This is a genomic window from Streptomyces sp. NPDC024698, assembly GCF_055559015.1.
Window position 1 is genome coordinate 140,928 of the sequence record NZ_JBVHLK010000003.1, and the last position, 26,078, is coordinate 167,005.

A 26,078-nucleotide genomic window follows, 5' to 3' on the forward strand; every position below is an offset into this window, starting at 1 on the left:
GATGCTCCCACTCCTGTTCGTCGCCCTCGCCGCCGCGGGGGCGCTGCTCCTCGTGGGCACGGTCTCGGTCCTGTGGTGGTGCGCGGCGGGCCCGCTGCTGGCGCTGACCGCGCTCGGCGGCGGTGACCTGGCGCAGCGCCGCCACTCCGTGCTGCGGAACTATCCACTGACAGGCCATCTGCGCTTCCTCATGGAGGCGCTGCGGCCGGAGCTCCAGCAGTACTTCGTCGAGCGGAACTTCGACGGGCGGCCCTACGACCGGAACGTACGCACCATGGTGTACGAGCGGGCCAAGGGCGAAGAGGCCGAGGAGCCGTTCGGCACGGAGCGTGACGTGTACGTGGACGGCTACGAGTTCCTGGAGCCGTCGATGCGCCCCCTGGACGCGCCGGAGGAACCGCCGGTCGTCCGGGTAGGCGGGCCCGACTGCACCCAGTCCTACGAGATGTCCCTCCTGAACGTCTCGGCGATGAGCTTCGGCGCCCTGTCCTCGAACGCGATCCTGGCGCTCAACAGGGGTGCCGCGATGGGGGGTTTCGCGCACGACACGGGCGAGGGGGGTCTGTCGGACCACCATCTGCGGGGCGGCGGCGATCTCATCTGGGAGATCGGGACCGGGTACTTCGGCTGCCGTACCGCCGAAGGGGACTTCGAGGAGCGGGAGTTCGCGGACAAGGCGGCGCTGCCCGAGGTGAAGTGCGTGTCCCTGAAGCTCTCCCAGGGAGCGAAGCCGGGGTTCGGCGGGGTGCTGCCCGGGGCGAAGGTGAACGCGGAGATCGCGCGGGCCCGCGGTGTGCCCGTGGGAGCGACGGTGGTGTCGCCGCCGTATCACCGGGTGTTCTCGACCCCGAGGGAGCTGGTGCGGTTCATCGCGCGGATGCGGGAGCTGACGGGCGGCAAACCGACCGGCTTCAAGCTCTGTGTGGGCTCGCGGCGCCAGTTCCTGGCCGTGTGCAAGGCGATGCTCGCCGAGGGGGTGACACCCGACTTCATCGTCGTGGACGGCTCGGAGGGCGGTACGGGGGCGGCGCCCCTGGAGTTCGCGGACAACGTCGGCACGCCGCTGACCGAGGGTCTGATCACCGTGCACAACGCGCTGGTCGGCTCCGGGCTGCGCGACCGGGTCAGGATCGGTGCGAGCGGCAAGGTCGCGACCGGCTCGGACATCGTCAAGCGCCTTCTCCAGGGCGCCGATTACACCAACGCGGCCCGCGCGATGATGTTCGCGCTCGGCTGTGTCCAGGCCCAGCGGTGTCACACGAACACCTGCCCGGTCGGCGTGACGACGCAGGATCCGCGCCGGGTCCGCGCGCTGGACGTGGCCGACAAGGCGGAGCGGGTACGGCGCTACCAGCGGGCCACCGTGCGCAGCGCGAGCCAGATCATGGCCGCGATGGGCGTGCGCGATCCCGGCGAACTCACGCCCCACCGGCTGCTGCGGCGGATCGGGCCGACGACGGTGAGGTCGTACGCGGAGCTGTACGAGTGGCTCGCGCCCGGGGTGCTGCTCGCCGAGCCGCCGCGGACCTGGGCGGAGGACTGGGCGGCCGCCGACCCGGACTCCTTCTGAACCGCGGCGGCGCGACGGGGGACGCGCGCGGGAGTCAGAAGTCGACGGGGTCCCGGACGATGGGGCAGGTCATGCAGTGGCCACCGCCGCGCCCTCGCCCGAGCTCGGACCCGACGATGGTGATGACCTCGACGCCGGCCTCGCGCAGCAGGGTGTTGGTCTGGGTGTTGCGGTCGTAGGTGAAGACCACGCCGGATTCCAGGGCGACGCGTTGTTGCCGCTGTCCCACTGCTGGCGCTCGGAGGCGTACACGTCGCCCCCGGTCTCGACGATCCGCAGTCCGGGCAGTCCCAGGGCCTCGGCGACGACGTCGGTGAAGGCGCGGGAGCCCTCGTCGGTGAGTTCGATCCCGGGGGCCTTGTCGCTGGGCCGCAGGGAGAACATGTGCACCGAGTCCATGATGGCCGGATACAGGGTGACGAGGTCGCGGTCGGCGAAGGTGAAGACGGTGTCGAGGTGCATCGCGGAGCGCAGTTTGGGCATGCCTGCGACGACGATGCGCTCGGCCGCACCGTCGCGGAAGAGGGCGGCCGCGACCTGGCTGATGGCCTGCCGCGAGGGGCGCTCGCTCATGCCCATGAAGACGACGCCGTTGCCGACCGGCATGATGTCGCCACCCTCGAACGTGGCCTGGCCCCAGGTGAGTTCGGGGTCTCCCCACCACACGGTGGAGCCGGCGAAGTCGGGGTGGAAGGAGTAGACGGCCTTCATCAGGAGGGTCTCGTCGTGCCGGGCGGGCCAGTAGAGCGGGTTGAGGGTCAGACCGCCGTAGAGCCAGCAGGTGGTGTCGCGGGTGTAGAGGGTGTTGGGCAGCGGCGGCATGAGGTATTCGCGCACGCCGGTCGACTCGCGGGCCAGCGAGAGATAGCCGGTGCGGAACTCGTCGGGCAGGTCGGCGGTGGAGAGCCCGCCGATCAGGTACTCGGCGAGGGCGGTCGGTTCGAGGGACTCCAGGAAGGCCCGGGTGCCGTCGACGAGTCCGAGCCCGACCTCGTTCGCGGTGATCTTCCGGTCGAGGAGCCAGTCCTTCGCCGCGGGCAGGGCCACGGTCTCGGCGAGCAGCTCGTGCAGTTCCACGACCTCCACCCCGCGCCCGCGCAGCTTGTCGACGAAGTCGGCGTGGTCGCGCTGGGCGTTCTCCACCCACATCACGTCGTCGAAGAGCAGGTCGTCGGCGTTGGTGGTGGTGAGCCGGCGGTGGGCGAGGCCGGGTGCGCAGACCAGGACCTTGCGCAGTCTGCCGACCTCGGAGTGGACGCCGTACGCCGGGCGGCCGGCGGTGTCCTGACGGGTCATGGTGTGCCTCTCTCCGGGCCGGGGGCCGACGCGGTCACAGACTGATCCAGCCCAGCGCCAGGGCGACGATCCCGGTGACGGCACCGGCGACCGAGACGACGACGATGACCAGTTCACGGGGCGAGAACGGCGTCCTGCCCTGCTCGCGGCGCGCCATCACGAACAGCACGGTGGCGGGCGCGTAGACGATGAAGGAGACGCGGAGGTACTTCAGTCCGGCCGCGTACAGCAGGAAGGGGAGAACACGCCCGCGCCGACCATGGAGCCGACGACCATCATGGAGAGGGTGGCCAGGGTCAGCTTGGCGGCGGGTGCCGTCTCGGCCTCGGCCTCGGCCTGCGTCATGGGTGTCCCGCGGGGAGGGCATCGTCGTACGCGACCACGATGCGGTCGACGTCATCTGGCGACGTGAGCGACCTTAACAACCAATTGCCCGGAATGCCCGACAGGGGGGCGACAGGAACCCCTGCCAGGGTGCTGCGTCGACGATCTCCACGGCCGACAATCGGATCACCGGGACGGAGCGGTCCCGGGAGTCGTCGGAGAGGTGTGCACCGCGTGAGCGAGTTGTTGGGTGTGGCGGTCCTGGGTGCCGGACACATGGGGGCCGACCATGTACGCCGCTTGGATCAGGTGGTGAGCGGCGCCAGGGTCGCCGCCGTGGCGGATCCCGACACCGATCGCGCCGGACGCGCGGTGGCGGGCATCGACGGGGTGACGGTCCACGCCGAGGCGCGGGCCGCGCTCGACGCGCCCGGGGTGGAGGCCGTGCTGATCGCCTCCCCCGGCCCCGCCCACGAGGAGGCCCTGCTCGCCGCGTTCGCCCGGGGGCTGCCGGTGCTGTGCGAGAAGCCCCTGGTGCCGGAGTCGGCCGGGGCACTGCGGGTGGTGGAGGCGGAGGTGCGGCTCGGGCGGCGGCTGGCGCAGGTCGGGTTCATGCGCCGGTACGACTCCGAGTACCTGCGCCTCAAGTCCTTGCTGGACGGCGGCCGGCTGGGCCGCCCGCTGATGCTGCACTGCACGCACCGCAATGTCTCCTCCCCACCCGGCTTCACCTCGGCGATGCTGGTCAACAGCTCGGTCTCGCACGAGATCGACGCGGCGCGCTGGCTGCTAGGGCAGGAGCTGACGGCGGTCACCGTGCTGCGCCCCCGTTCCTCGTCGGCCGCTCCCGAGGGGCTGATCGACCCCCAGTTCGTCCTGTTCGAGACGGCCGAAGGCGCGCTGGTCGACGTCGAGGTCTTCGTGAACTCCGGGTTCGGCTACCAGGTGGGGTGCGAGGCCGTGTGCGAGGCGGGGGCCGCGCGGATCGGGGACGAGCACGCCCTGACCGTGACGACGGCCGGCGGCAGACACGAGGAGGTCGCGCAGGACTATCTCGTGCGCTTCGCCGGAGCCTACGACCGTGAGGTGCAGGCCTGGGTGGACGCCACCCGGGCCGGCCGGGTCACCGGGCCCGGCGTCTGGGACGGGTACGCGGCGTCCGCCGTCGCCGAGGCGGGAGTCCGGGCACTGGAGAGCGGAGGCAGGGTCGCCGTCGAACTCGCCCCGCGCCCGGACCTCTACGCCTGACCTCCCACCCGCTTCGGGTCGCGGACACGCCGGGCCGGGTGCGGGAGAGCAGTCTGTTAGCAGCTATCGCTTCAGTGATAGGATCTAACGAAACACTCTCCCGCACCCGACCCGACGAGGCGATGACGTGGCCGCTGACACCCGGAGCGGGACCGGCCCGCGCGACCGGTTCCGGGCGCAGGTGCGCCAGGAAGTGAAGACGGCGGCACTGCGCCAGCTCGCCGAGGGCGGCCCCGAGGCACTGTCCCTGAACGCGATCGCCAAGCAGCTGGGCATGACGGGCCCCGCGCTCTACCGCTACTTCGCCAACCGCGACACCCTGCTGACCGAACTCGTCGTCGACGCCTACGGGGACCTGGCGTCGGCACTCGCCCGCGCCGCCGAGACCGCCCCCGCGGACCCGGCCGCCCGGCTGACCGGGCTGGTCCACGCCTACCGGACCTGGGCGCTGGCCGAGCCGCATCGTTACCGCCTGCTCTTCCGGGCCCCGCTCCAGGGGTACGACGCCCAGGCCGCGACCCTGGTCGAGGCCTCGCAGCCGGCCATGTCCGTGCTCCTGGACGCGGTGAGCGCCCTGGCCGAGGCGGAGTCCCGGGAACCGCGAGGCGCGGCGGCCCAGTTCCGCGGGTGGCGGGAACGGCACGGCTTCGAGGACGTGTCCGAGGCCGTGGCCGCCCGCGCCACGCTGCTATGGGCCCATCTGCACGGCATGGCCGCCCTGGAGATCGAGGGCAACTTCGCCTCGATGGGCATCGATCCGTCCTATCTGTACGAAGCCGAGCTGACGGACTTCACGCGCCCCTCCTGAGCGCTCCCCCGCGCTCGCACACCTGCCCTTCGAACAGCAGAATGACGTCCCCGCCCAGGGTCGCTCACGACCCTCAAGTCACGTACGGTGTCTACGACTTGACCCCGAACAACGACTACCGCATCGGGACCGGTCACCCACTCCGGGAGGACTGCGGCATATACCAGAAGCATGACCGTATCGGGTGTTGCCAAATCCCTTACAGCGCGTCGCGGGCTGTGCGACAGTCGTAGCGGTCCTTCCCTCGCCGAGGTCGTACCGTCCCCGCATCGGAGTACGTCATGCCACCCCATCTCTCTGCGGACCGCCCCGCCGCCCAGCCGCCCCGGCGCGGCTCGGTCGACGCGCTCATCTCGCAGACGCGCCGCCTGCGCGGCGAGGTGGACGCCGTGCGACGCGAGGCACCCGCGGACGAGGAGGACGCGCACGGACGCTGGCAGCGCGCGCTGTGCAATCTGGCTCTGCACCAACTGAGCGACCTGGACGCGCACTTGGCCGAGCTCCGGGACGGCCCGCCGGAGGTTCCCGGTCCGCCCGCGGCCACCCGGACCCCCGCGCCGGCCGCGCCCCGACCGGGCTCCCTGCTGAGCCGGGTGGGCAGCGCCGAGTGGAACCTGCTGACGGACGAGGCCAGTTGGTCCGGCGAGCTCTACCAGATCCTGGGCCGTGACGCCGCCGCTCCCCCGCTGACCCTCGACGAACTGCCCTCGGTGGTCCTCGACGAGGACCGGCCGATGCTGACGGCGATGGTCACCGACTGTCTCATCGACGCCAAGCCCATCGACGGGGAGTTCCGCATCGTGCACCCCGACGGCAGCGTGCGGACCGTGCACATCATGGGTGAGCCGGTCCTCGACCCCGACGGCAGCACCGCCTCGATGTGGGCGGTGCTGCGCGATGTCAGCGAACTGCGCCGCAGCCAGCGGGCGGCGGGCGAGAGCCGCGCGTCCCTCCAGCTCCAACGGCAGGTCGCCCGGACCGAGCAGCGGCTCGCCCTCGAACTCCAGGAGGCCGTGGTGCCGCCCTGGCGCGGCTCCCTGCGCTTCCCGCGCCGGGGACCCCGGGCCCTGGACGTGGCGGCTCACCACCTCCCGTCGTCGACCGGCCCACCGCTCGGCGGCAACTGGTACGACGCTCTCGAACTCCCCGGCAGGGAGACCCTGTTGAGCGTCGGTGATCTCACCGGCCACGGAGTCACCGTGACCTCCGGCATGGCGATGCTGCTCGGCGCCCTGCGCGGCATGGCGGTCGCGGGCACCCAGCCGGGTCAACTCCTCACCTGGCTCAACCAGTTGATCGACGCCACCGTCCAGCCCGCTCTGGGCAGCGCCGTCTGCTGCCGCTACCTCCCCGCCACCCGCACCCTCAGCTGGGCACAGGCAGGACACCCCGCCCCGCTGCTGTACCGCGACGGGACGGGGCGGGTACTGACCGCGCCGGACGGCGTCCTGCTCGGAGCCACCTCCGGGGCGGTCTACGGGCAGGCCGAGGAAAGCCTCCGCGTGGGCGACCTGGTGCTCCTGCACACCGAGGGCCTGATCCCCCGGCATCCTGAAGCCCCTCAGCCCGCCGAGGCCGCGGGAGAGGGAGGAACGACGGCCGTCCAGAGGCTGCTCGACCTGGCCCCACGCTTCGGTGAGGCCCGTACGGCCCAGGACTGTGTCCGCATGGTGGTGGAGGAGTTCGGCGCGACCGAGCGCGAGGACGACGCCTGTGTGCTCATCGCCCGGATCGGATCCTGATCACCCGATCGGTTCCTGACGTCGCGGCGCGACCGACGGACGCTGGTCGGAAACGCGCTGTCAGATACGCGCGCTGTCGCCGCGCCTGGGCTTGAGCGAGCCCTTCGGCAGCGCGAGTTTGATCTCCTCACGCAGATCGCTGATCTTCGGATAGCTGGAGTACTGCCCGGTGAGCCGGTACATCTCGCGCAGCCGGTCCCAGGTGCGATGGGAGGAGTTGGAACCCATCGACGTCAGGGCCAGTCGCGCGTACCGGTCGGCCTGTTCGGGATCGTCGGCGATGAAGCAGGCCGACGCGAGCGAGATGTGGTCGAAGATCTTCGACCGGTCCCGCCCCGACTCCCGCAGCTTCAGCGCCTCCTTGGCATGACGCTGCGCCGTCGCCGCGGCGGCGGGCTCGTGCTCGGCCAGGGTGCGGTAGGCGAGCGCCTGCATGCCGTGCATGTCGGCCTCGTCGAACAACTGCATCCAGCTGGGCGGCGGTACGTCACCGCGGTCGGACACGAACAGGTCCTCCGCCACACCCAGGGTGCGTCGCATGGCCTGGCCCTTGCCCAGGGACGCCTGTGCCCAGGCCTCGATGGTGTGCAGCATCGCCTGTGTCCGGGGCAGCACCTCGTCACCGGAACCGGACTTGGCGAGCTTCATGAGGTCGAGCGCGTCGTCGGGCCGGCCCAGATGCACCATCTGACGGGCCGCCCGGGAGAGCGCCTCCCCCGCGCGAGGCCGGTCACCGCCCTCGCGAGCGGCATGGGCGGCGATGACGAAGTACTTCTGCGCCGTGGGTTCCAGGCCGACGTCGTGCGACATCCAGCCCGCGAGGACGGCGAGGTTGGCGGCGACGCCCCACAGGCGCCGCTGGAGATGATCGGGGTGCCGGTAGGAGAGCATGCCTCCCACTTCGTTGAGCTGGCCCACCACGGCCTTGCGTTGCAGCCCGCCACCGCGGGACGCGTCCCAGGCCCGGAACACCTCGACGGAGCGCTCCAGTTCCTCGATCTCCTGCGACCCGATGGGGGCGGCCTCGTAGCGGTCGAACCCGGCGGGGTCGGCGTGCAGGGGGTCTTCGATCCGCGGAGCGTCGGCCGCGAGGGCCGGATCGTTGCGGAGCCAGTCGTGCATGGCAGGGCTGAGTGCGGATCCCGCGGCGAGCGCGGCACCCGCGCCCACCAAGCCGCGTCGGTTGAGCATGAGGTCCATTCCCGTGAATTCGGTGAGGACCGCGGCGGTTCGGTCGGGCGCCCACGGCAAGCTGTCGGGATGTTCCACACTCCCGGCTGCGCCTTGCCGTTTCCCCGCGCGCCCGTGCCTGACCAGACCGAGGTCCTCGATGGTCACGACACGGCCGAGACGCTCGGTGAACAGAGCCGCCATCACCCGCGGCACCGGATCGCGCGGGATCTCTCCCATGTCGATCCACCGCCGCACCCGCGAGGTGTCGGTCGCCAGCTGGGGGTGGCCCATGGCCGCCGCCTGCCGGTTGACCAGCCTCGCGAGTTCACCCTTGGACCAGCCGGCCAGGCCGAACAGGTCCGACAGACGGGTGTTGGGTTGTCCGTTCACGTCAAGCCCCCAGGTTCTCGGCTGATTTCGACAGTAACCGCCTGTCAGTTGCTGAGCGACTATTCGCCAGGGTTCGCCAGGGTGCGCCAGATGGTGTGCCAGTGGACGTCGGGTGTCAGGTAGGAATGCGCCACCCCGACCCGGTTGCCAGGGACATTCCCCAGGATGAACCAGGCGGCCGGGGCGGGCAGCGCGGCAACTCGCAGGCACACGAAGGGATCTGTTTCGCCCATGTACACAGCATCGTCCTCCGTGTCCGCTCCGCCCCGGTCGTTGCACCCCCGCCCGGTGGGCAGCGGCCCTTACCTCGACCCCACGCGTCAGGCGGCCCCCGTTCTGGGCGCCGGCCGGACGCGGCGCGTGCCGGGGCTCGGCACCCAACCGCTCAGCGGGAGACTCGACCTGTCCGGCCCTCAGGGCGCCCAACTGCGCACGGCGATCGCGTCGGTGCACCGGATCTGCCCGGAGTTCGCCCCGGTGCAGGTACTGCGCCGCAGCGGACGCTCCGTGCTCCTCGTCGGCACGACGGGACGCAGCACGGCGGTCGCGAAGTGTTTACTGGACCCCTCCCCCGTCTGGGCCGAGCGGATCCGGCACGAAATAGCTGCATACCGTCTGTTCGTCCGGCACCGCCCGCCTGTGCGGGTGCCCCGGCTGATCGCGGCGGACCCGGACAACTGCACCCTGGTGATCGAGCGCATGCCCGGCCGTGTGGCCGCGCTCCAGCGCCACCCCCTGGAGGCCCCGCCCCGCGCGGACATCCGCGCCGCGCTGAGCGCCATCTGCCGGCTCAACGCCTGGCGGCCGCCGGCCGGTACCTTCAACGCCCCGCTGGACTACGCGGAACGGATCTCCCGCTTCCATGAGCTGGGGCTGCTCACCGACCGGGACATGGGAGACCTCCAGAAGCTGGTGCACGGCATCGCCACGTCCTCCGGCCGCCAAGGCATGGGCCAGTTCTGCCACGGCGACGCCCTCCTGTCGAACATCCTGCTCTCACCGGCCGGTCCAGTGCTGGTGGACTGGGAGCACGCGGGCTGGTATCTGCCGGGCTACGACCTGGCGACGCTGTGGGCGGTCCTCGGTGATGCTCCCGTGGCACGCCGTCAGATCAGCCAGCTCGCGCAGTCGGCGGGACCGGCGGCACGGGACGCCTTCCTGGTGAACCTGATGATCGTCCTGACCCGTGAGATCCGGACGTACGAGATGGCCGTGCAGCGCTCCCTGCACGACGCGGCCCCGGCGGCGGGTCCGGCGCACCCGGCCGCCACGCCGTCCGGCGAGGAGCAGCGGCTGTTGCTGCGGCGGCTGCACGACGACTGCCAGATGGCACGGCGGGCCGTACGCGCCGCGGTCGGCACGCGCTGAAGGGGACGGAGGTCCGCGGTACCGCCGGCACACCGGCGCACCGCGGACCTCTTTCGTGTACGACCAGCACGACCCGCCGTTCGGAGCATTGGTCCATGCCACTGACGCCCCGCAGGCCGGGAGGCCCGCCGCCACGAAACCCCTTCACCCCACGCTGACATGGGAAATCGCCTCCTCCTGCGCATGATTGACGGATCGTCGGAGAGCCGGTAGCACTGACGCGTTCGGCTCTCGCACGCCCCACCGCGCACGACCGTCCCAGGAGGCTGCTTTGCACCGGTCCGCCACCGAACCCGAAGGCGCCAGCTCCACCCGGCACAGACGCGCGCGCAGATCCGCGGGAGCCGTCGCCTCGGCGGCCCTGCTGCTGCCGCTGCTCGGCGCGGCCCCTTCCAGCTCGGCCGAGGAGGCGCCCGCGCACACGTTGCAGCAGGCGTTCGCCGCCGCGTCCGCCGAGTACCACGTTCCGCAGAGCGTGTTGCTCGCCGTGTCCTATCTCCAGTCCCGCTGGGACACGCACGCCGGTGCCCCGAGCGTCACCGGCGGCTACGGCCCCATGCATCTGACCGACGCCCGCACCGCGATCGCCGCGAGCCCGCATCACAGCGACGGGACGGAGGACGCCCGCGGCGACAGCTCGCGCCGCGCCCTCGTGCCCGACACCCAGGTGCCCACGAACGCCCAGCTCCCGGCCCGGCTCAAAACCCTGACGAAGGCCGCCGGGCTCACCGGCCTGTCGGCGGAACGGCTGCGCACCGACGCGGCGGCGAACGTCGCGGGCGGGGCTGCGCTCCTGGCCGCAGCGCAGCGCGACCTCGGCGAGCCGCTGAGCGAGGACCCCTCCGACTGGTACGGCGCGGTGGGACGCTTCTCGGGCGCCGACGACAGCGCCACCGCGGCGGCCTACGCGGACGACGCCTACGACGTGATGCGTTCCGGCGAGCGGCGCACCACGGACTCGGGCCAGCAGGTGACCCTCGCCGGCCGGCCCGGACTCAGCCCCGACACCGCGACGCTGCGCCGCGCGGGACTGCGGACGGTCTCCACCGACGGCACGGAATGCCCGCGGTCCGTTTCCTGCGAGTGGATCCCGGCCCCGTACGCGGAGTTCGGCGACGGCGACTACGGCAACCACGACCTGGGCGACCGGCCCGCGTCGCAGAGCATCAAGTACATCGTCATCCATGACACGGAAGGCACCTGGGACGGTGTGCTGAACCTCGTCCAGGACCCGACCTATGTGTCGTGGAACTACACCCTGCGCTCGACCGACGGACACATCGCCCAGCATGTGAAGGCCAAGGACGTGGCCTGGCACGCGGGCAACTGGTACATCAACGCCAAGTCGATCGGGCTGGAGCACGAGGGTTTCCTCACCGCGCCCGACACCTGGTACACCGAGGAGATGTACCGGGCCTCCGCGCGCCTGGTGCGCTACCTCGCCCGGAAGTACGACATCCCGCTGGACCGCCAGCACATCCTCGGGCACGACAACGTACCGGGCCCGACGGCCTCCACCATTCCGGGCATGCACACGGACCCGGGCCCGTACTGGGACTGGCAGCACTACTTCACCCTGCTCGGGCACCCCTTCCACCGCACCGTCGGCAAGGGCGGCGACCTGGTGACCGTCCTGCCCGACTACGACGCGAACCAGCCGCTGTACACGGGCTGCGTCACCGCGGGCGAGCCCTGCGCCGCGCACGGCTCCAGCGAGGTGCGCCTCTACTCCCAGCCGGACGAGAGCTCGCCGCTGATCCAGGACATCGGCCTGTACCCCAAGGGCGACGCCTCGACGACCGGCGTGAACGACGTCGCCTCGCGCGTCTCCACCGGTCAGCGCTACGCACTCGCCGGCAGGGAAGGCGACTGGACGGCGATCTGGTACCTGGGCCAGAAGGCCTGGTTCGAGAACCCGCGCAGGCAGCCGACCGCGGTGCGGGCCTCGGGTCCGGCCGTCACACCCAAGGAGGGGCTGGCGGAGATCCCGGTCTACGGCAGGGCGTACCCGGAGAAGGAGGCGTACCCGGCGGGCGTGCCCGTCCAGGCCGTCTCGCCCCTGCCCTACAAGATTCTCGCGGGCCAGCGTTACGCGGCCGGAGGCAAGGTGCCCGGTGAGTACTTCTACTCGCCCACCTTCGACACGACGTCGCACCGGGTCGTGATCGGCACGGACATGTACTACGAGATCCAGTTCGGGCACCGGGTGGAGTTCGTACGCGCGGCGGACGTGGACCTCGTTCACTAGTCCGCCCCGGGGTTCGGCGCCGGGTCCGCGCGGGGCGGGCCCGGCGTCCGGGCGGCCGAAGACAATGACATGGGCAACCGACCAGGGAAAGTGCCGTCCAGAACAGGTTCGGCCGCGCTCGGGTCAGTTAACGACATGTAACCGCACGACTGCTCTCCGTACGCTATGATGGGCCGTTCACGAACACGGAACATCCTGGGGCAGGCATGGGCAACTTCGTCAAAGAGACTTCCGCGCGGTCGGCCGGTGCGGTGGTCCCCCGGCAATGCGAGTGCGGGGGCGAACTGCGCAACGACGCGCCCGCGGGGGCCGAGGAAAGGTTTCGAGGTCTGCTGGAAGCGGCGCCCGACGCCATGGTGATCGTCGACGACACCGGAACCATCAGACTCGTCAACGCCCAGACCGAAGCCCTCTTCGGCTACACCCGCGAGGAACTTCTGGGCCGTCCCGTCGAACTCCTCGTGCCCAGCCGCTTCCGCGCCCATCACACCTTCCACCGCGACGGATACGCCAACAACCGCCAGGTCCGGCCGATGGGCGCGGAACTCGAACTCCACGGCCTGCGCAAGGACGGCACCGAGTTCCCCGTCGAGATCAGCCTCAGCCCGCTGGAGACCACCGACGGGCTCCTCGTCTCCGCCGCCGTCCGCGACGTGAGCGACCGCAAGGCCGCTGAGGAAAGGTTTCGGGGTCTGCTGGAGGCGGCGCCCGACGCCATGGTGATCGTCGACGACACCGGAACCATCAGACTCGTCAACGCCCAGACCGAGGCCCTCTTCGGCTACCGGCGCGAGGAACTCCTCGGCCACGCCGTCGAGCTCCTCGTGCCCGGCCGCTTCCGGGCCCACCACCACCTTCACCGCAAGGGCTACTCGGACAACCGCCAGGTCCGCCCGATGGGCGCCGGACTCGAACTCCACGGCCTGCGCAAGGACGGCACCGAGTTCCCCGTCGAGATCAGCCTCAGCCCGCTGGAGACCACCGACGGGCTCCTCGTCTCCGCCGCCGTCCGCGACGTGAGCGACCGCAAGCGCGCCGAGGCCCGGATCAACGAACTGGCCGGGCTCGTCGAGTCCTCACAGGACGCGATCCTCGCCAAGACCCTGGACGGTCACATCACCTACTGGAACGCGGCGGCGCAGCGGTTGTACGGCTACTCGCGGGCCGAGGTGATGGGCAGGCACGTGTCCCTGCTCGCGACCGTGGAGCGGAGCGGCGAGATCGACAGGCTCCTCGACCGGCTGCGCAGCGGTGAGAAGGTCGAGCACTTCGAGACGCTGCGGCTGACCCGCTCCGGTGCCCTGCTGGACGTGGACATCACACTGTGGCCCACGCGTGACGCGGACGGCACGGTGATCGGCGCGTGCGCGATCGTCCGGGACATCAGCGACCGCAAGAAGGCCGAGGCGGAGCTGACGTTCCTGTACGAGCAGCAGCGGCACATCGCGCTCACGCTGCAACGCAGTCTCATGGGCACCCCGCCCGCCATCCCCGGTCTGACCACCGCGAGCCGTTACCGGCCCGCCACCCAGGGAGCGGGGGTCGGCGGTGACTGGTTCGATCTGATCCCGCTGGGAGCGGGCCGGGTCGGGGTGCTGATCGGCGATGTGATGGGCCGCGGTCTTGAGGCCGCGGCCGTGATGGGCCAGCTGCGGTCGGCCGCGCACGCGCTGGCCAAGACCGGTATGCAGCCCCGGCAGTTGATGCAGGCGCTGGAGGCGGTGGTCGGCGATCTGGATGTGCCCGACCAGCTCGTGACCTGCTGCTATCTGGTCATCTCCGCCGACGCGGGCGAGGTGACGGTCTGCTCGGCCGGGCATCTGCCGACCCTGGTGGCCACCCCCGGCGCCGACGCCCGGCCGCTGCCCGCGCCGGTGAACGCGCCGCTCGGAGTCGGCGGCATCCTCTACGAACAGGCGACCTCGGTGATCCCGCCCGGGACGACGCTCGTCCTGTACACCGACGGTCTCATCGAGACTCCCGGCAGCGACATCGAGGACCAGCTCACCGAGCTGACCGTCACCCTCACCGACCTGTTCGCCGGCGCACCCGATCTGGAGGACGCCTCCGACCATGTGCTGTCCGCCCTGCTGCCGGACTGCGACGGACACAACGACGACGTCACGCTGCTGCTCATCCGGCTGCCCGACGGGCCCCTGTCCACCGTCAACACCGATGTGCCCGCTGTGCCGGAGTCGGTGCCGGAGGGCCGCGCCTTCCTCAGCAAGGCGCTGACCGCCTGGGACTGCTTCCCCGTCGCGGACGACGCCCGGCTCCTGCTGTCGGAGATCCTCACCAACGCCGTACAGCACGCCCAGGGGCCCATCGGCCTGCATCTGTGCCGTACCGCGACCGACCTGACCGTGGAGGTCAGCGACCGCAGCCCGCATCTGCCGCAGCCCCGGACGGCCACCGAGGAGGAGGAGTCGGGACGCGGCCTGATCCTGGTCCGCGCCCTCGCCGACAACTGGGGCGTCCGCCCCACCGACGCGGGCAAGACCACCTGGTTCACCCTCAAACTGTGACGCCGGGCGGGGAGTTCGGTCTCAGCCCTGCTGGAACAGTTCCGCCGGGAGGGGCTTCAGCAAGGCGTACAGGTCGTCCGTGATCGGTCGGTCCCAGGCGGCGATGGTCACCAGGACGTTGTCGCTGCGGTCGAACTGGACGCAGGAGATCCGGGTCTCGGAGAGCTTCAGCCGGCGCACGATCAGGAGGTTGTCGCCCTGCATCACCGGCATGTCCTCGGTCCCGGTGACGGTCACCTCCTCGTTGTTCTCCAGCGCGATGAGCAGCTGGGCCACCTCGAAGGGGACCTCGTTCTCGGCGACGTCCCGGGCCTGGGAGCCCTCGGGCAGATTGCCGATGATCATCGCGGGACCGCGGCCGCCGAACAGGTCGTAGCGCAGGAAGACGCCCTGGCAGCTGCCGTCGGGGGCGGGCAGCAGGCCCGCGCCGAGATTGCCGGGCCAGTCGCCCGGGTCCATGGCCAGAACATCGAACTCGGGCCCGGCGGGCGTGGCGCTGCGGCGGCGGAGGAAGGACATGCCGCAATGGTACGTGCACGGGCGTGTAGCGGTCCCCACGGGAGCCGTGCGCAGCGGGGCCCGCCGGCGCCGCACGCCCGGTCCCGCGAGGCAGGTCTGTGCGAGGCCCGTGAGCCCGGTGCGTACGGGTCCGGTGAGCACCGCGCGCACGGGTCCCACGAACCCGTTCGCACGGGTCCCGGCAACCCCGTCCGGGCGGGTTCCATGAGTCCCGTACGCGCAGGCGTCATGGGTCCCGTCCGCGCGGGTCCCCCCGGGTTCCGTCCGGGCGGGTCCCCCCGGGTTCCGTCCGGGCGGGATCGCCGGGTGGATCGTCCGAGGCGGCGCGGACCGTCGGGGTCAGGAGATGGCCTGGTCCTGGTCCCCCAGTGCCGCCGCCAGCCCTCTGCGGTCGGTGCCGACCTTGCGGTAGACCGCGGACAGGAGCCGGGCGACGGTGTGCTCGTCGATGTGCAGTTCCTGGGCGATCTGGGCGGGGGTCCGGTCCCGGGCGGTGAGCGCGGCGGCGGTGCGCTCGCGGGCCGTGAGCGTGTCCGTCTCGGTGCTGTGCAGCCGGCGCGGCCGCAGTCCCGCCGAGGCCAGCTCCTCGCGTGCGTCCTCGATCAGTCCGTCGGCACCGCACTGGACGGCCGCGTCCAGGCCGCGGTACAGGTGCTCGGCGGCTTCCCTGGGGCGCCCGGCGCGGCGCAGCTCGGTGCCCAGGGCGACCAGGGAGCAAGCCAGTTCGTAGGCGGCCGGTGAGCGCTCCAGATGGCCGACGGACTCCTCCAGGAGCTGGACGCGCTCCGGTGCGGGCGAGACCTCGGCGGCGACGCGCAGGGCCTGGCCGATGGTGGAGGGGGCTCCGTACTGGCGGGCGCGGTTCACCGCTTCGTGTGCGGTGGCGGCCGCGCGCTCCGGGGCGTCGTGGCTCTCGGCGCGGGCGAGGTGGAGCTGCCAGGGGCACCAGGCCGGGTTGCGCATGCCGCGCGGGTCGAGGCGGCGGCCGGCGGACGCGAGCTCGACGGCGGCGTCCTTGGTGAGTCCGCGGGCGAGCAGCAGTTCGCCGTACACGGTCTGGGCGTCGGGGAAGGTGACGGCGGCCGAGAAGGGCGCGTGGAAGGCGTAGGCCTCGCCGGTGCGCGCGGCCTCCTCGACCTGGCCCCGGGCGAGCAGGACCTGGATGAGGGTGCCCACCGCGTACCAGTGGACGGGTGTGCCGGGCCCGACGCGTTCGGCGAGCCTGAGGCCCGCGCGGACGAAGTCTTCGGCCTCGGCGAGACGGCCGCGGCGGAAGCGGACGTAACCGAGGATCGTGTAGCCGAAGGAGAGGTGGGCGCCGTGCCAGCCCTGGGATTCGAAGTCGGCGATCCCGGTGGCGAAGAGTTCCTCGGTGCGCCCGGGCCGGTCCGCGTACATGAAGGTCATGGCGACGAGGACCGGGACCTCGAAGCCGCGGTCGGCCTCGGCCCAGCCGAGGCCGCCGGCCAGGGCGCGCTCGGCGTGGTGGAGGGCGACGGGGGCGGGTTCGCCGCGCAGGGTGGCGTCCCAGGCACGCAGTCCGATGACGTAGCGCTCGGTGAGGTCGTGTCCTGTGAGCCGGTCGGCGAGGCGGGCCAGGCGCCGGGAGCGGACGGGCGAGTCGGGTTCGTCGGCGCGGAAGGCGTCCCACATGAACTGCTCGGACTGCATGCGCAGCCGTACGCGGGCGTCGCCGGTGACGGGGATCTCGCGGGCCAGGGTCTCGGAGGCCTCGGCGAGGCGGTCGCTGTGCGCGAGCACCTGGGAGAGGCGGTAGACGATGTTGTGGCGCAGTTCGGGGTCGGTGATCGGTTCTTCCAGGGCGGCACGCAGATGGTTGACGGTGGTTCCCGGCTCGGTGAGCAGGGACGCGCAGCCCAGCTCGTACAGCACGGCGGCGCGGTCCCCGAAGGGCGGCGGTTCGCGCAGGGCGCGCGCGAGGTAGCTGCGGGCGGCGTCGGGGGCTCCGGCGCGCTGGGTCTCGCGGGCCGCGGCGCGCAGTTGCTGGACGATCAAGGTGTCGCCGTCCGGGTGGGTCTCCATGAGGTGGCGGGCGGCGGCGGCCGGGCCGAGGCCCTCGTCGATGACGCACCAGGCGGCCTGGCCGTGCAGGGCGACGCGGACGCCGCCGGGGATGTCCCGGTAGATGGCGGTGGCGATCGTCGGGTGGACGAATTCGAGGGGGTCGGCGCCGGTGAGGATGCGCGCGGTGCGCAGGGCGTCCGCCGCGTCGGCCGCCTCTTCCGAGCCGAGGCCCGCGACGGCGGCGGCGAGGGTGGGGCGGATCGCGGTGCCGAGTACGGCGCAGGCCCAGGCGAAGCGGACGGTCGCGGTGCCCAGGCGTTCGAGGCGGGCGACGATGCCGCTGCCCTTGACGGCGGCGGCGAGGTCGCGCAGGAGGTGCGCTCCGTCCTCGGTCGGCGTGAGGCCGCGGTCGAGGACCTTGGCGGTCAGTTCGACGGCCTCGAACGGGTTGCCCGCGGTGACCGCCCAGCACTCGCGGCAGAACGCGTCGTCGGCCTGGTTGCCGAGGTCCTCCCTGACGAGCCGGGCGACGGCCGCGGCGCTGAGCGGTTCGAGGCCGATGGGGCGCTGTCCGGCGCGGCCGGGCAGTCCTCTGAACGCCTCGGCGTGCTCGGGCAGTTCGTCGGGTCGGTAGGCGACGACGAGCACCAGCGGGAGTTGCTCGGCGCGGGGCGCGAACGCGGCGAGCCAGCTGAGCGATTCGGCGTCGGCCCAGTGGGCGTCGTCCAGGAGGAGCACCATGGGGGCGCGCTGCACGGCGAGGTGGGTGAGGACCCAGTCGAGTCCGGCGCGCAGGCCCTGCTGGTCGGGCGGGGCGCCCTCGGACGGCGCGCAGAGGCCGAGCGCGGGGCCGACGATGGCGTACCAACTGCCCAGGGAGGAACGGAGTTCGGCCTCGGAGAAGCCGGCGAGTTGCGGCTGGAGGAGCTGGCGGGCGACGTGGAAGGCGACGCGCTGCTCCTGTTCTCCGCCGCGCGCGCTCAGTACGGTGCAGCCCTTGGCGGCGGCGCGTCGGCGGACCTCGCCGAGGAGGGTGGTCTTGCCGATGCCGGCGCGTCCGGCGAAGGCGAGGAGCGCCCCGCGGGAGCGGCCCGGCGGCTCGCCGGGTTCCCGGCGCAGTCCGACCAGGTCGCTCAACGCCTCGTCGGCGGCGGAGAGTTCGCTCTCACGCTCGAAGAGCGTCCGACGGCTGCGAAGGCTGCGTTGCCCCATGACCACCCCCTGCCACGATCGCGCGTCCGCGCGGGGAGCGGGTGCGCACCGTGACCTTCAGGCACCTCAGCGTACGCCCCGATCATCCACGGGGCAGCCCGTTCGCGCGCTCCTGGTCGGAACCTTTTGCCCGACGGCGGGGCCGTGGGAGGGCCGGACGGCGGGCGGCCTCCCGCGCGCGGGGATCCGGGCCGCCGCCCCTCGGTGTGCGGGGGGCGGGACGGACCGGTGGTCGTCGGTTCAGGTCAGGTCGAACTCCCCTTCACGGGCCCCCGATACGAACGCGCCCCACTCCGCGGGCGTGAAGATCAGGGAAGGGCTCTGCGCGCGGCCGCTGTTGCGCATCGCGATGAAGCCCTCGACAAAGGCGATCTCGACATCTCCCCGCCCCCGGCTGCTGGACTGCCAGTCGGCGTTGCTGAGGTCCAGCTCCGGCTTGTCCCAGCCCGCCAGCGGGTGCTGTTCGATGGTGCTCTCGGCCACGTCCGTGCTCCTCCCGGTTCGTCGTCCGCGGCCAGCCTAGCGATCGGTCGGTGTCGCGCACAGGCCACGTGAGGGGGACGGTCTCAGGAGGTGGGCGGTGTGGCGCCGACGAGCCACATCGAGAAGAACTGGGACCCTCCGCCGTAGGCGTGACCGAGCACCCTGCGTGCCCCGTCGACCTGGTGTTCTCCGGCCTGGCCGCGCACCTGGAGGGCCGCTTCGGCGAAGCGGATCATGCCGGAGGCGCCGATCGGATTGGTGGAGAGGACGCCGCCCGACATGTTGACGGGCAGATCGCCCTCCAGTTCGGTCACGCCCGACTCGGTGAGCTTCCATCCCTCGCCCTCGTCGGCGAAGCCGAGGTTCTCCAGCCACATGGGCTCGTACCAGGAGAACGGCACGTACATCTCGACGGCGTCGATGTCACGCCGGGGGTCCGCGATCCCGGCCTGGCGGTACACGTCGGCCGCGCAGTCCTTTCCGGCCTGCGGGGAGACGAAGTCCTTGCCGGCGAAGAGGGTCGGTTCGCTGCGCATGGCGCCGCCGTGCATCCAGGCGGGCGGGCGCGGTGAACGGGCCGCTCCCGCGCGGCCGGTGAGGATCATCGCGCAGGCGCCGTCGGAGGAGGGGCAGGTCTCCGAGTAGCGGATCGGGTCCCAGAGCATGGGCGAGGCCTGGACCTTCTCCAGGGTGATGTCGTGTTCGTGGAGGTGCGCGTAGGGGTTCTTCAGCGCGTTGCGGCGGTCCTTGTAGGCGACGAGCGAGCCGACGGTGTCGGGCGCGCCGGTGCGGCGCATGTAGGCGCGGACGTGCGGGGCGAAGAACCCGCCGGCGCCGGCGAGCAGCGGCTGCTGGAAGGGGATGGGCAGGGACAGGCCCCACATGGCGTTGGATTCGGACTGTTTTTCGTAGGCGAGGGTGAGGACCGTGCCGTGGACGCGGCCCGCGACGAGGTTGGTGGCCACCAGGGCGGTCGAGCCGCCGACGGAGCCCGCCGTGTGCACCCGGAGCATCGGTTTCCCGGTCGCGCCGAGGGCGTCGGCCAGGTAGAGCTCGGGCATCATGACGCCCTCGAAGAAGTCGGGCGCCTTGCCGATGACGACGGCGTCGATGTCGGCCCAGGTCAACTCGGCGTCCGCCAGGGCGCGCTGGGCGGCCTCGCGGACGAGTCCGGCGATGGACACGTCCCGGCGTGCCGCCACGTGCTTGGTCTGGCCGATGCCTACGACGGCCACGGGCTCCTTGCTCATCGGGCGTCCCCTTCGAGTACGGCGACCAGGTTCTGCTGGAGGCAGGGGCCGGAGGTGGCGTGGGCGAGCGCCCGGTCGGACTCCCCGCGGTGGATACGTGCGGCGGCCTCGCCGATACGGATGAGTCCCGCCGCCATGATCGGGTTGGCGGCGAGGGCGCCTCCCGAGGGATTGACGCGCACGTTGTCGTCCAGCCGCAGGGCCTTGCGCAGGACGACTTCCTGGGAGGTGAAGGGCGCGTGCAACTCGGCCGTGTCGACGGGCCGTTCGAAGGCGCCCGCCCGTTCGGCGGCCAGTCGGGCGGACGGCGAGTCGGTCAGGTCGCGCACGCCGAGGGAGTGGGCCTCGATACGGTGGTCGATGCCCCGGATCCAGGCGGGGCGCTCGCACAGTTCACGGGCCCGGTCCCCGGCGGCGAGGATCACGGCGGCGGCGCCGTCCCCGATGGGCGGGCAGTCGCCGGTACGCAGCGGCCGCACGAGGTAGTCGCCCTGGGGCACCGCACCGCGCAGCTGGGCATGGGAGTTGGCGGTCGCGGAGGCGCGGCTGCGGGCGGCGACGGAGGCGAGTTCCGCTTCGTCGGTCTCGCCCGCGTCCATGAGGGCCCGCGCCTGGAGCGCGGCGAGGGCGACGGAGTCGGGCCACAGGGGCGCCAGGTAGTACGGGTCCAGCTGCCGGGTCAGGACGTCGCGGACGGAGCCGGGCGAGGACTTGCCGTAGGAGTAGACGAGCGCGGTGTCGGCGTCGCCGGTCAGCAGTTTGGTCCAGGCCTCGTACAGCGCCCAGGCGCCGTCCATCTCGACGTGCGACTCGGAGATCGGGGGCCAGGCGCCGACTCCGTCGAGGGCCATGGTGAAGGAGAAGGCGCGGCCGGCGAGGTAGTCGCTGGAGCCGGAGCAGGTGAAGCCGATGTCACCGGCCCGCAGACCCGTCCGGTCGAGGACCTCGTGCAGGACCGGGAGGAGCATCTCCACCTCGGAGTGCTCGTCGGAGGTGCGCCGGTGGTCGCTCTGCGCGAAGGCGACGACGGCGATGTCCCTGATGGGCTCCATCTACAGCATCTCCTTGTACGTCTCGTAGTCCGCGTCCGGTTCACCGGTGGGCCGGTAGTGGTCGGGATGGCGGCCGTCCTTCGACCACACGGGCTCCACGCGCAGACCCATGCGGACCTCGTCGTAGGGGATGCCGCCGATCCGGCCGTGCAGCGCGAGCCCGGCGCCGTCGAGCGCGATGTGCGCGTAGACGTAGGGGACTTCGATGTCGAGGTTCTTCGCCTTGATGTTGACGATGCAGTACGTGGTGACGGTGCCGCGCGGGCCGACCTCGACCTGTTCAAAGGTGGCCACCCCGCAGGTGGGGCAGGCGCCCTTGGGCGGCACGTAGACCTTGTGGCAGGAGGGGCAGCGTTCGCCGACGGTCCGGCGTTCGGCGAGGCCCGCGATGTAGGCGGCCTGGGCGCGGCCCGGTGAGTAGACGTAGTCGAGCCGTGCGGGGGCGACGATCCCGGTCACCCGGTCCTCGAACCGGCCGTCGTGGCCGGCGGGTTCGGCGGCGGGGCCGTCGTACGGCTCGAAGCAGGCGATGTCGGTGATGGCGCCGGAGCGCTCGGGGGCCCAGCGGACCCGGACGCGCATCCCGGTGCGGACGGCGTCGGGGCCCGGGGCGTCGAGGGCGTGCAGCAGGGCGGTGTCGGCGCCGTCGAGCCTGACCAGGACCCAGGCGAAGGGGGTGGCGAGGGGCTGGCCGCGGCGGGGTTCGTGGTTCCAGGCCCAGGTGGTGACGGTGCCGGTGGGGGCGACCTCGACGAGGTCGGATATCTCCTCGGCGGTGACGGGGTCGTACTCGACGGGTGGGACGAGGGTGCGTCCGTCGGCGGTCCGTACACCGAGGACGACCTGTTCGCGCAGGCCCGTGAGGAAGGCGCTCTGCACGGGTCCGAGCGAGCGGGTGAAGGGGAACTCGACGACGAGGGGGGCTTTGAGGACTTCGGGCATCCCGGATCTCTCCTTCCAACGGCCGGACGGGCCGTGTCCGCGGGGCGGACAGGACGCGTCCGGGGCCGGGCTTGCGGGTCAGGCGCGCCGGTAGACGGGCGGGCGCTTCTCGACGAAGGCCCGGGAGCCCTCCTTGGCGTCGGCGGTGTCGAACACCGGCCAGCCGCGCAGCAGTTCGGCGGCGAGGCCGTCGGTCTCGGTGAGTTCGGCGGTCTCGTACACGGACGCCTTGACGGCTTCGACGGCGAGCGGACCGCAGGCGTTGATCTGCTCGGCGACGGCGAGCGCCTCGTCGAGCGCGGTGCCGTCGGGCACCACGTGGCCGATCAGTCCGACGGCGGCGGCTTCCTGCGCGGTGTACGGGCGTCCCGTGAGCAGCATTTCGAGGGCGTGGGTGCGGGGGATCTGGCGCTGGAGCCGGACCGTAGAGCCGCCGATCGGGAAGAGTCCGCGCCTGACCTCGAAGAGCCCGAAGGTGGCGGAGGCTCCCGCGACCCGGATGTCGGTGCCCTGGAGGATCTCGGTCCCGCCCGCGACGCAGTACCCCTCGACGGCCGCGATCACGGGTTTGCGGGGGCGGTGGTGGCGCAGCATGGCCTTCCAGTGCAGATCGGGGTCGGCCTTGAGCCGGTCCCGGTACTGCTCGCCCTCCATCCCCCGGCCCGCGAGCGCCTTGAGGTCCATCCCGGCGCAGAAGGCACCGCCGGCCCCGGTGAGCACGATCGAGCGGATCGCGTCGTCCGCGTCGGCCTCGACCCAGCCGTCGTACAGGCCGACCAGCATCGGCAGCGAGAGCGCGTTCCTGGCCTCGGGCCTGTTGAGCGTGAGCACCAGTGTGGCGCCTTCGCGTTGCACGGTGAGGTGTTCGGTCCCACCCATGGGCGTCCTCCCGTCTCGGATGCGAGAACAGGTTGCAGGAGGCGTCCTGCCAGTACAAGGGTTTTCTGACAGACAGTCAGATTTCTTGTGCCGGGACCCTTCCCACTTGGGTCGGGCTTTGCTCTGATGACCGTCGGGTCCGGGGCGGACACGCTCCGGGGACACACGGCCACGGACGTGCACGGTCAGGAGGAACGGTGGAGTACAACCTTGCCGACCTGTTCGAGTCGGTCGTCGACGTGGTCCCGGACCGCGAGGCCCTCGTGTACATCGACCATCCGGGCACGGGAGCGGAGCGCCGTCTGACCTACGCGCGGCTGGACGCGGCCGCGAACCGGATCGCGCACCATCTGATCGACAGCGGGATCCGCCCCGGCGAACATCTCGGGCTCCATCTGTACAACGGCGTCGAGTACCTCCAGACGGTGCTGGCCTGCCTGAAGGCGCGGATCGTCCCCGTCAACGTCAACTACCGCTATGTGGAAGACGAGTTGGCCTATCTCTATCAGGACGCGGACCTGGTGGCGCTGGTCTTCGACGCGGAGTTCACCGAACGGGTGGCGGCGGCACGGCCACGGGCACCGCGCCTGCGGCATCTCGTGCGGGTGGGGGCCACCCGGCCCGAGGGAGGCCCCACGGACGGCGGGGGTGCGGCGGACGGCGGGGGCACGCATGGCGCCCTCGACGCGCCGGACGTGGTGGAGTTCGGCGAGGCCGAGGCGTCCGGCTCGCCCCTGCGCGGGTTCCCCGCACGCTCCGCCGACGACCAGTTCATCATCTACACCGGCGGCACGACCGGGATGCCCAAGGGCGTGATGTGGCGGCAGGAGGACCTCTTCTTCGCCGGTCTCGGCGGCGGCGCCCCGACCGGCGATCCGGTCACGAAGCCGCAGGAGCTCGCCGAACGCGTCGCGGCGGGCGGCGCCGGGATCACCTTCTTCCCCACTCCCCCGCTGATGCACGGCACCTCGACCCTCACCGCCTTCATCGCCTTCAACTTCGGCCAACGTGTGGTGCTCCACCGCAAGTTCGCCCCGGAGGAGGTCCTGCGGACGATCGAGAGGGAGAAGGTGACCAGCGTGTCGCTGGTCGGCGACGCGATGCTGCGGCCCCTGATCGACGCGCTCTCCGGCCCCCTCAGGGGCATCGACTGTTCCGCCCTGTTCAGCGTGTCCTCGTCCGGCGCGATCATGTCGGACACCGTGCGCGAACAGTTCCAGGCGCTGGTCCCGAACGTGATGCTCCTGAACAACTTCGGCTCCTCGGAGTCCGGCTTCAACGGCACCGCGACGGCCGACTCCGGCCCCGAGCGCGGCTTCCGCATCCGTGTCAACGCCCGTACACGGGTGGTGGATCCAGTGACGTACGAACCGGTCGCGGTCGGCGAGCCGGGACGGGTCGCGCAGCGCGGCCATGTGCCGCTCGGCTACTACAACGACCCGAAGAAGACCGCCGAGACGTTCTTCCGCAAGGGGGACGAGCGCTGGGTTCTTCTCGGCGACATGGCCACGGTCGACGAGGAGGGCGTCGTCGTCGTGCTGGGCCGCGGCTCGCAGTGCATCAACACCGGCGGCGAGAAGGTCTATCCCGAGGAGGTCGAACAGGCCCTGAAGTCGCATCCGGACGTGTACGACGCCCTGGTCGCCGGAGTGCCCGACGCGAAGTGGGGCAGCCACGTCGCGGCCGTCGTCCAGCTCCGCGAGGGCGCGGCGGAGCCGTCCCTCGGCGACATCCAGACCCACTGCCGCGCCCGGCTGGCCGGGTACAAGGTCCCCCGGCAGCTGGTGATCACGGACTCCGTCCAGCGGTCGCCGAGCGGCAAGGCCGACTACCGGTGGGCCCGGGAGGTGGCGGTGGTGGCGGACCGGTAGCCGCCCGTCTCGTCCTGCGTCGCCGAGTGACGGCGCGGACCGGGTGAGGACCGTCCCGGCGCGCCGCCCATTGACCTTCAGGGTTCACGAATCTAACCTGAGTTCTCATACATAAACACCTTCCGTATGCAGGGATGAGACTCATGGCAGGGTTCAGCGCGGATTCGGACGGTACGGTCCAGCGGCTGCGGGACGGCATGGCGGGCGGGGTCCTCTCCTTCCCGCTCACGAGCTTCACGCAGGACGGCCGTCTCGATCCGCAGGCTTACCGGTCCTACCTGAGCGGCCGCCTGGCCACGGCCCCCGGCGCGGTGTTCCCCGCCTGCGGGACCGGCGAGTTCAGCGCGCTGGACGAGGACGAGTACCGCGCCGTCGTGGCCGCCACGGTCGAGGTCGCGGACGGCCGTATGCCGGTGGTCGCGGGCACCGGCTACGGGTGGGCGCAGGCGCTGCGGTTCGCCAGGATCGCGGAGGAGGCGGGCGCGGACGCCCTCCTCGTGCTGCCCCACTATCTCGTCGAGGCCCCCGAGGCTGGCCTGGTCGAGCAGCTGCGCCGGATCGCCGCCGGCACCCGGCTGCCGCTCATCGCCTACCAGCGCGGCCCGGTCGCCTTCACCCCCGAGGGGCTGCGGGCCGTCGCCGAGATCCCGGGTGTCATCGGGCTCAAGGACGGACACAGCGACCTCGACCGGCTCCAGCGCCTGACCCTCGCCGCACCCGACGGCTTCCTGTTCTTCAACGGAGCCGCCACCGCCGAGATCCAGGCCCGCGCGTACGCCACCGTCGGCGTCCCGGCCTACTCGTCCGCCGTGCACGCCTTCGCCCCCGAGATCGCCGGCGCCTTCTTCATCGCCCTGCGCACGGGCGACGAGGCGACCGTGAACAAGCTGCTGCGCGACTTCTACGTCCCGCTCGTCGAACTGCGCGACACGGTGCCCGGCTACGCCGTGTCCCTCGTGAAGGCGGCCGCCCGGCTGCGGGGCCTTCCGGTCGGCCCGGTGCGCGCGCCGCTCACCGACCCCGGCCCCGCCGATCTGGCCGCCCTGGAGCGGATCCTCGACACCGGGCTGGACCTCGTCGGAGCCGTGCGCCGGCCCGCCTGAGGCGCGCGGGGGACGGCCCGGCGGGGCTCGGGGCGGACCGGACCCCGGCC

The 26,078-nt window shown here is 71.9% G+C and carries 18 protein-coding genes and 2 pseudogenes; 9 read left to right on the plus strand and 11 right to left on the minus strand.

The window, feature by feature from the left end; genetic code table 11:
* The first annotated feature begins 1 nt into the window (after position 1).
* The gene (locus tag ACZ4AA_RS08440) at positions 2-1,570 is read left to right on the plus strand and encodes an FMN-binding glutamate synthase family protein (protein ID WP_467597524.1); all 1,569 of its coding nucleotides are present in this window, start codon (positions 2-4) and stop codon (positions 1,568-1,570) included.
* Between the two features lie 34 nt (positions 1,571-1,604).
* Here the strand turns inward: ACZ4AA_RS08440 and ACZ4AA_RS08445 are convergent.
* The 3 genes and pseudogenes from ACZ4AA_RS08445 to ACZ4AA_RS08455 form a co-directional block, all read right to left on the minus strand.
* A pseudogene (locus ACZ4AA_RS08445) lies at positions 1,605-2,866 on the minus strand (arginine deiminase).
* Positions 2,867-2,900: 34 nt separating this feature from the next.
* Positions 2,901-3,101: pseudogene (locus tag ACZ4AA_RS08450) on the minus strand (arginine-ornithine antiporter); the annotation flags it as partial.
* A complete protein-coding gene (locus ACZ4AA_RS08455; RefSeq protein WP_467598966.1) occupies positions 3,077-3,211 on the minus strand; it encodes a hypothetical protein in 135 nt (44 codons plus the stop codon). The pseudogene ACZ4AA_RS08450 and the gene ACZ4AA_RS08455, both read right to left, overlap by 25 nt.
* A gap of 213 nt (positions 3,212-3,424) precedes the next feature.
* Here ACZ4AA_RS08455 and ACZ4AA_RS08460 point away from each other — a divergent pair, with 213 nt between their 5' ends.
* The 3 genes from ACZ4AA_RS08460 to ACZ4AA_RS08470 all read left to right on the plus strand — a co-directional run bounded on the left by ACZ4AA_RS08460 (position 3,425) and on the right by ACZ4AA_RS08470 (position 6,988).
* Entirely contained in the window at positions 3,425-4,438 is a 1,014-nt protein-coding gene (locus tag ACZ4AA_RS08460; RefSeq protein ID WP_467597527.1) for a Gfo/Idh/MocA family protein, read from the plus strand.
* A gap of 127 nt (positions 4,439-4,565) precedes the next feature.
* The gene (locus tag ACZ4AA_RS08465) at positions 4,566-5,246 is read left to right on the plus strand and encodes a TetR/AcrR family transcriptional regulator (protein WP_467597530.1); all 681 of its coding nucleotides are present in this window, start codon (positions 4,566-4,568) and stop codon (positions 5,244-5,246) included.
* 281 nt (positions 5,247-5,527) lie between these two features.
* Entirely contained in the window at positions 5,528-6,988 is a 1,461-nt protein-coding gene (locus ACZ4AA_RS08470) for a PP2C family protein-serine/threonine phosphatase (RefSeq protein WP_467597533.1), read from the plus strand.
* Between the two features lie 60 nt (positions 6,989-7,048).
* Here ACZ4AA_RS08470 and ACZ4AA_RS08475 read toward each other — a convergent pair whose 3' ends face one another.
* Positions 7,049-8,551: a DNA-binding protein NsdB gene (locus tag ACZ4AA_RS08475; protein WP_467597535.1), complete on the minus strand. Its 1,503-nt coding sequence runs from the start codon at positions 8,549-8,551 to the stop codon at positions 7,049-7,051.
* Between the two features lie 231 nt (positions 8,552-8,782).
* Between ACZ4AA_RS08475 and ACZ4AA_RS08480 the strand changes: the two genes are divergently transcribed.
* From ACZ4AA_RS08480 to ACZ4AA_RS08490, 3 genes are all read left to right on the plus strand, one after another.
* Entirely contained in the window at positions 8,783-9,919 is a 1,137-nt protein-coding gene (locus ACZ4AA_RS08480) for an aminoglycoside phosphotransferase family protein (protein ID WP_467597538.1), read from the plus strand.
* 271 nt (positions 9,920-10,190) lie between these two features.
* On the plus strand, positions 10,191-12,167 hold the full coding sequence (locus ACZ4AA_RS08485; RefSeq protein WP_467597541.1) for an N-acetylmuramoyl-L-alanine amidase: 1,977 nt from the start codon (positions 10,191-10,193) through the stop codon (positions 12,165-12,167).
* A gap of 206 nt (positions 12,168-12,373) precedes the next feature.
* Positions 12,374-14,692 carry a SpoIIE family protein phosphatase gene (locus ACZ4AA_RS08490; RefSeq protein ID WP_467597544.1) on the plus strand — a complete coding sequence of 773 codons (2,319 nt, stop codon included), beginning with the start codon at positions 12,374-12,376 and terminating at the stop codon, positions 14,690-14,692.
* Positions 14,693-14,713: 21 nt separating this feature from the next.
* Here the strand turns inward: ACZ4AA_RS08490 and ACZ4AA_RS08495 are convergent, their stop codons facing one another.
* The 7 genes from ACZ4AA_RS08495 to ACZ4AA_RS08525 all read right to left on the minus strand — a co-directional run bounded on the left by ACZ4AA_RS08495 (position 14,714) and on the right by ACZ4AA_RS08525 (position 23,054).
* Entirely contained in the window at positions 14,714-15,211 is a 498-nt protein-coding gene (locus ACZ4AA_RS08495) for a hypothetical protein (RefSeq protein ID WP_326789595.1), read from the minus strand.
* A 339-nt stretch (positions 15,212-15,550) separates the two neighbouring features.
* The gene (locus ACZ4AA_RS08500) at positions 15,551-18,448 is read right to left on the minus strand and encodes an ATP-binding protein (RefSeq protein ID WP_467597548.1); all 2,898 of its coding nucleotides are present in this window, start codon (positions 18,446-18,448) and stop codon (positions 15,551-15,553) included.
* A 240-nt stretch (positions 18,449-18,688) separates the two neighbouring features.
* The gene (locus ACZ4AA_RS08505) at positions 18,689-18,931 is read right to left on the minus strand and encodes a DUF397 domain-containing protein (RefSeq protein WP_467597551.1); all 243 of its coding nucleotides are present in this window, start codon (positions 18,929-18,931) and stop codon (positions 18,689-18,691) included.
* Between the two features lie 83 nt (positions 18,932-19,014).
* Positions 19,015-20,181, minus strand: a complete 1,167-nt coding sequence (locus ACZ4AA_RS08510; protein ID WP_467597556.1) for a thiolase domain-containing protein — start codon at positions 20,179-20,181, stop codon at positions 19,015-19,017.
* Positions 20,178-21,233, minus strand: a complete 1,056-nt coding sequence (locus ACZ4AA_RS08515; protein ID WP_467597558.1) for a thiolase domain-containing protein — start codon at positions 21,231-21,233, stop codon at positions 20,178-20,180. Before ACZ4AA_RS08515 ends, ACZ4AA_RS08510 begins: the two co-directional genes overlap by 4 nt.
* Complete coding sequence (locus tag ACZ4AA_RS08520; RefSeq protein WP_467597561.1) at positions 21,234-22,175, minus strand: Zn-ribbon domain-containing OB-fold protein; 942 nt, start codon at positions 22,173-22,175, stop codon at positions 21,234-21,236.
* A 78-nt stretch (positions 22,176-22,253) separates the two neighbouring features.
* Complete coding sequence (locus tag ACZ4AA_RS08525; RefSeq protein WP_467597564.1) at positions 22,254-23,054, minus strand: crotonase/enoyl-CoA hydratase family protein; 801 nt, start codon at positions 23,052-23,054, stop codon at positions 22,254-22,256.
* A 197-nt stretch (positions 23,055-23,251) separates the two neighbouring features.
* Between ACZ4AA_RS08525 and ACZ4AA_RS08530 the strand changes: the two genes are divergently transcribed.
* On the plus strand, positions 23,252-24,925 hold the full coding sequence (locus tag ACZ4AA_RS08530; RefSeq protein WP_467597567.1) for an acyl-CoA synthetase: 1,674 nt from the start codon (positions 23,252-23,254) through the stop codon (positions 24,923-24,925).
* Positions 24,926-25,068: 143 nt separating this feature from the next.
* Positions 25,069-26,028 carry a 5-dehydro-4-deoxyglucarate dehydratase gene (locus tag ACZ4AA_RS08535; protein WP_467597570.1) on the plus strand — a complete coding sequence of 320 codons (960 nt, stop codon included), beginning with the start codon at positions 25,069-25,071 and terminating at the stop codon, positions 26,026-26,028.
* The last annotated feature ends 50 nt before the right edge of the window (positions 26,029-26,078 follow it).

What these genes read in the sequence shown, in the direction of transcription:
- ACZ4AA_RS08495 (WP_326789595.1), bottom strand. Translation starts at nt 15,211, where the DNA reads ATGTCCTTCCTCCGCCGCCGCAGCGCCACGCCCGCCGGGCCCGAGTTC.
- ACZ4AA_RS08490 (WP_467597544.1), top strand. Translation starts at nt 12,374, where the DNA reads ATGGGCAACTTCGTCAAAGAGACTTCCGCGCGGTCGGCCGGTGCGGTG.
- ACZ4AA_RS08470 (WP_467597533.1), top strand. Translation starts at nt 5,528, where the DNA reads ATGCCACCCCATCTCTCTGCGGACCGCCCCGCCGCCCAGCCGCCCCGG.
- ACZ4AA_RS08510 (WP_467597556.1), bottom strand. Translation starts at nt 20,181, where the DNA reads ATGAGCAAGGAGCCCGTGGCCGTCGTAGGCATCGGCCAGACCAAGCAC.
- ACZ4AA_RS08455 (WP_467598966.1), bottom strand. Translation starts at nt 3,211, where the DNA reads ATGACGCAGGCCGAGGCCGAGGCCGAGACGGCACCCGCCGCCAAGCTG.
- ACZ4AA_RS08525 (WP_467597564.1), bottom strand. Translation starts at nt 23,054, where the DNA reads ATGGGTGGGACCGAACACCTCACCGTGCAACGCGAAGGCGCCACACTG.
- ACZ4AA_RS08440 (WP_467597524.1), top strand. Translation starts at nt 2, where the DNA reads ATGCTCCCACTCCTGTTCGTCGCCCTCGCCGCCGCGGGGGCGCTGCTC.
- ACZ4AA_RS08480 (WP_467597538.1), top strand. Translation starts at nt 8,783, where the DNA reads ATGTACACAGCATCGTCCTCCGTGTCCGCTCCGCCCCGGTCGTTGCAC.
- ACZ4AA_RS08500 (WP_467597548.1), bottom strand. Translation starts at nt 18,448, where the DNA reads ATGGGGCAACGCAGCCTTCGCAGCCGTCGGACGCTCTTCGAGCGTGAG.
- ACZ4AA_RS08515 (WP_467597558.1), bottom strand. Translation starts at nt 21,233, where the DNA reads ATGGAGCCCATCAGGGACATCGCCGTCGTCGCCTTCGCGCAGAGCGAC.
- ACZ4AA_RS08520 (WP_467597561.1), bottom strand. Translation starts at nt 22,175, where the DNA reads ATGCCCGAAGTCCTCAAAGCCCCCCTCGTCGTCGAGTTCCCCTTCACC.
- ACZ4AA_RS08535 (WP_467597570.1), top strand. Translation starts at nt 25,069, where the DNA reads ATGGCAGGGTTCAGCGCGGATTCGGACGGTACGGTCCAGCGGCTGCGG.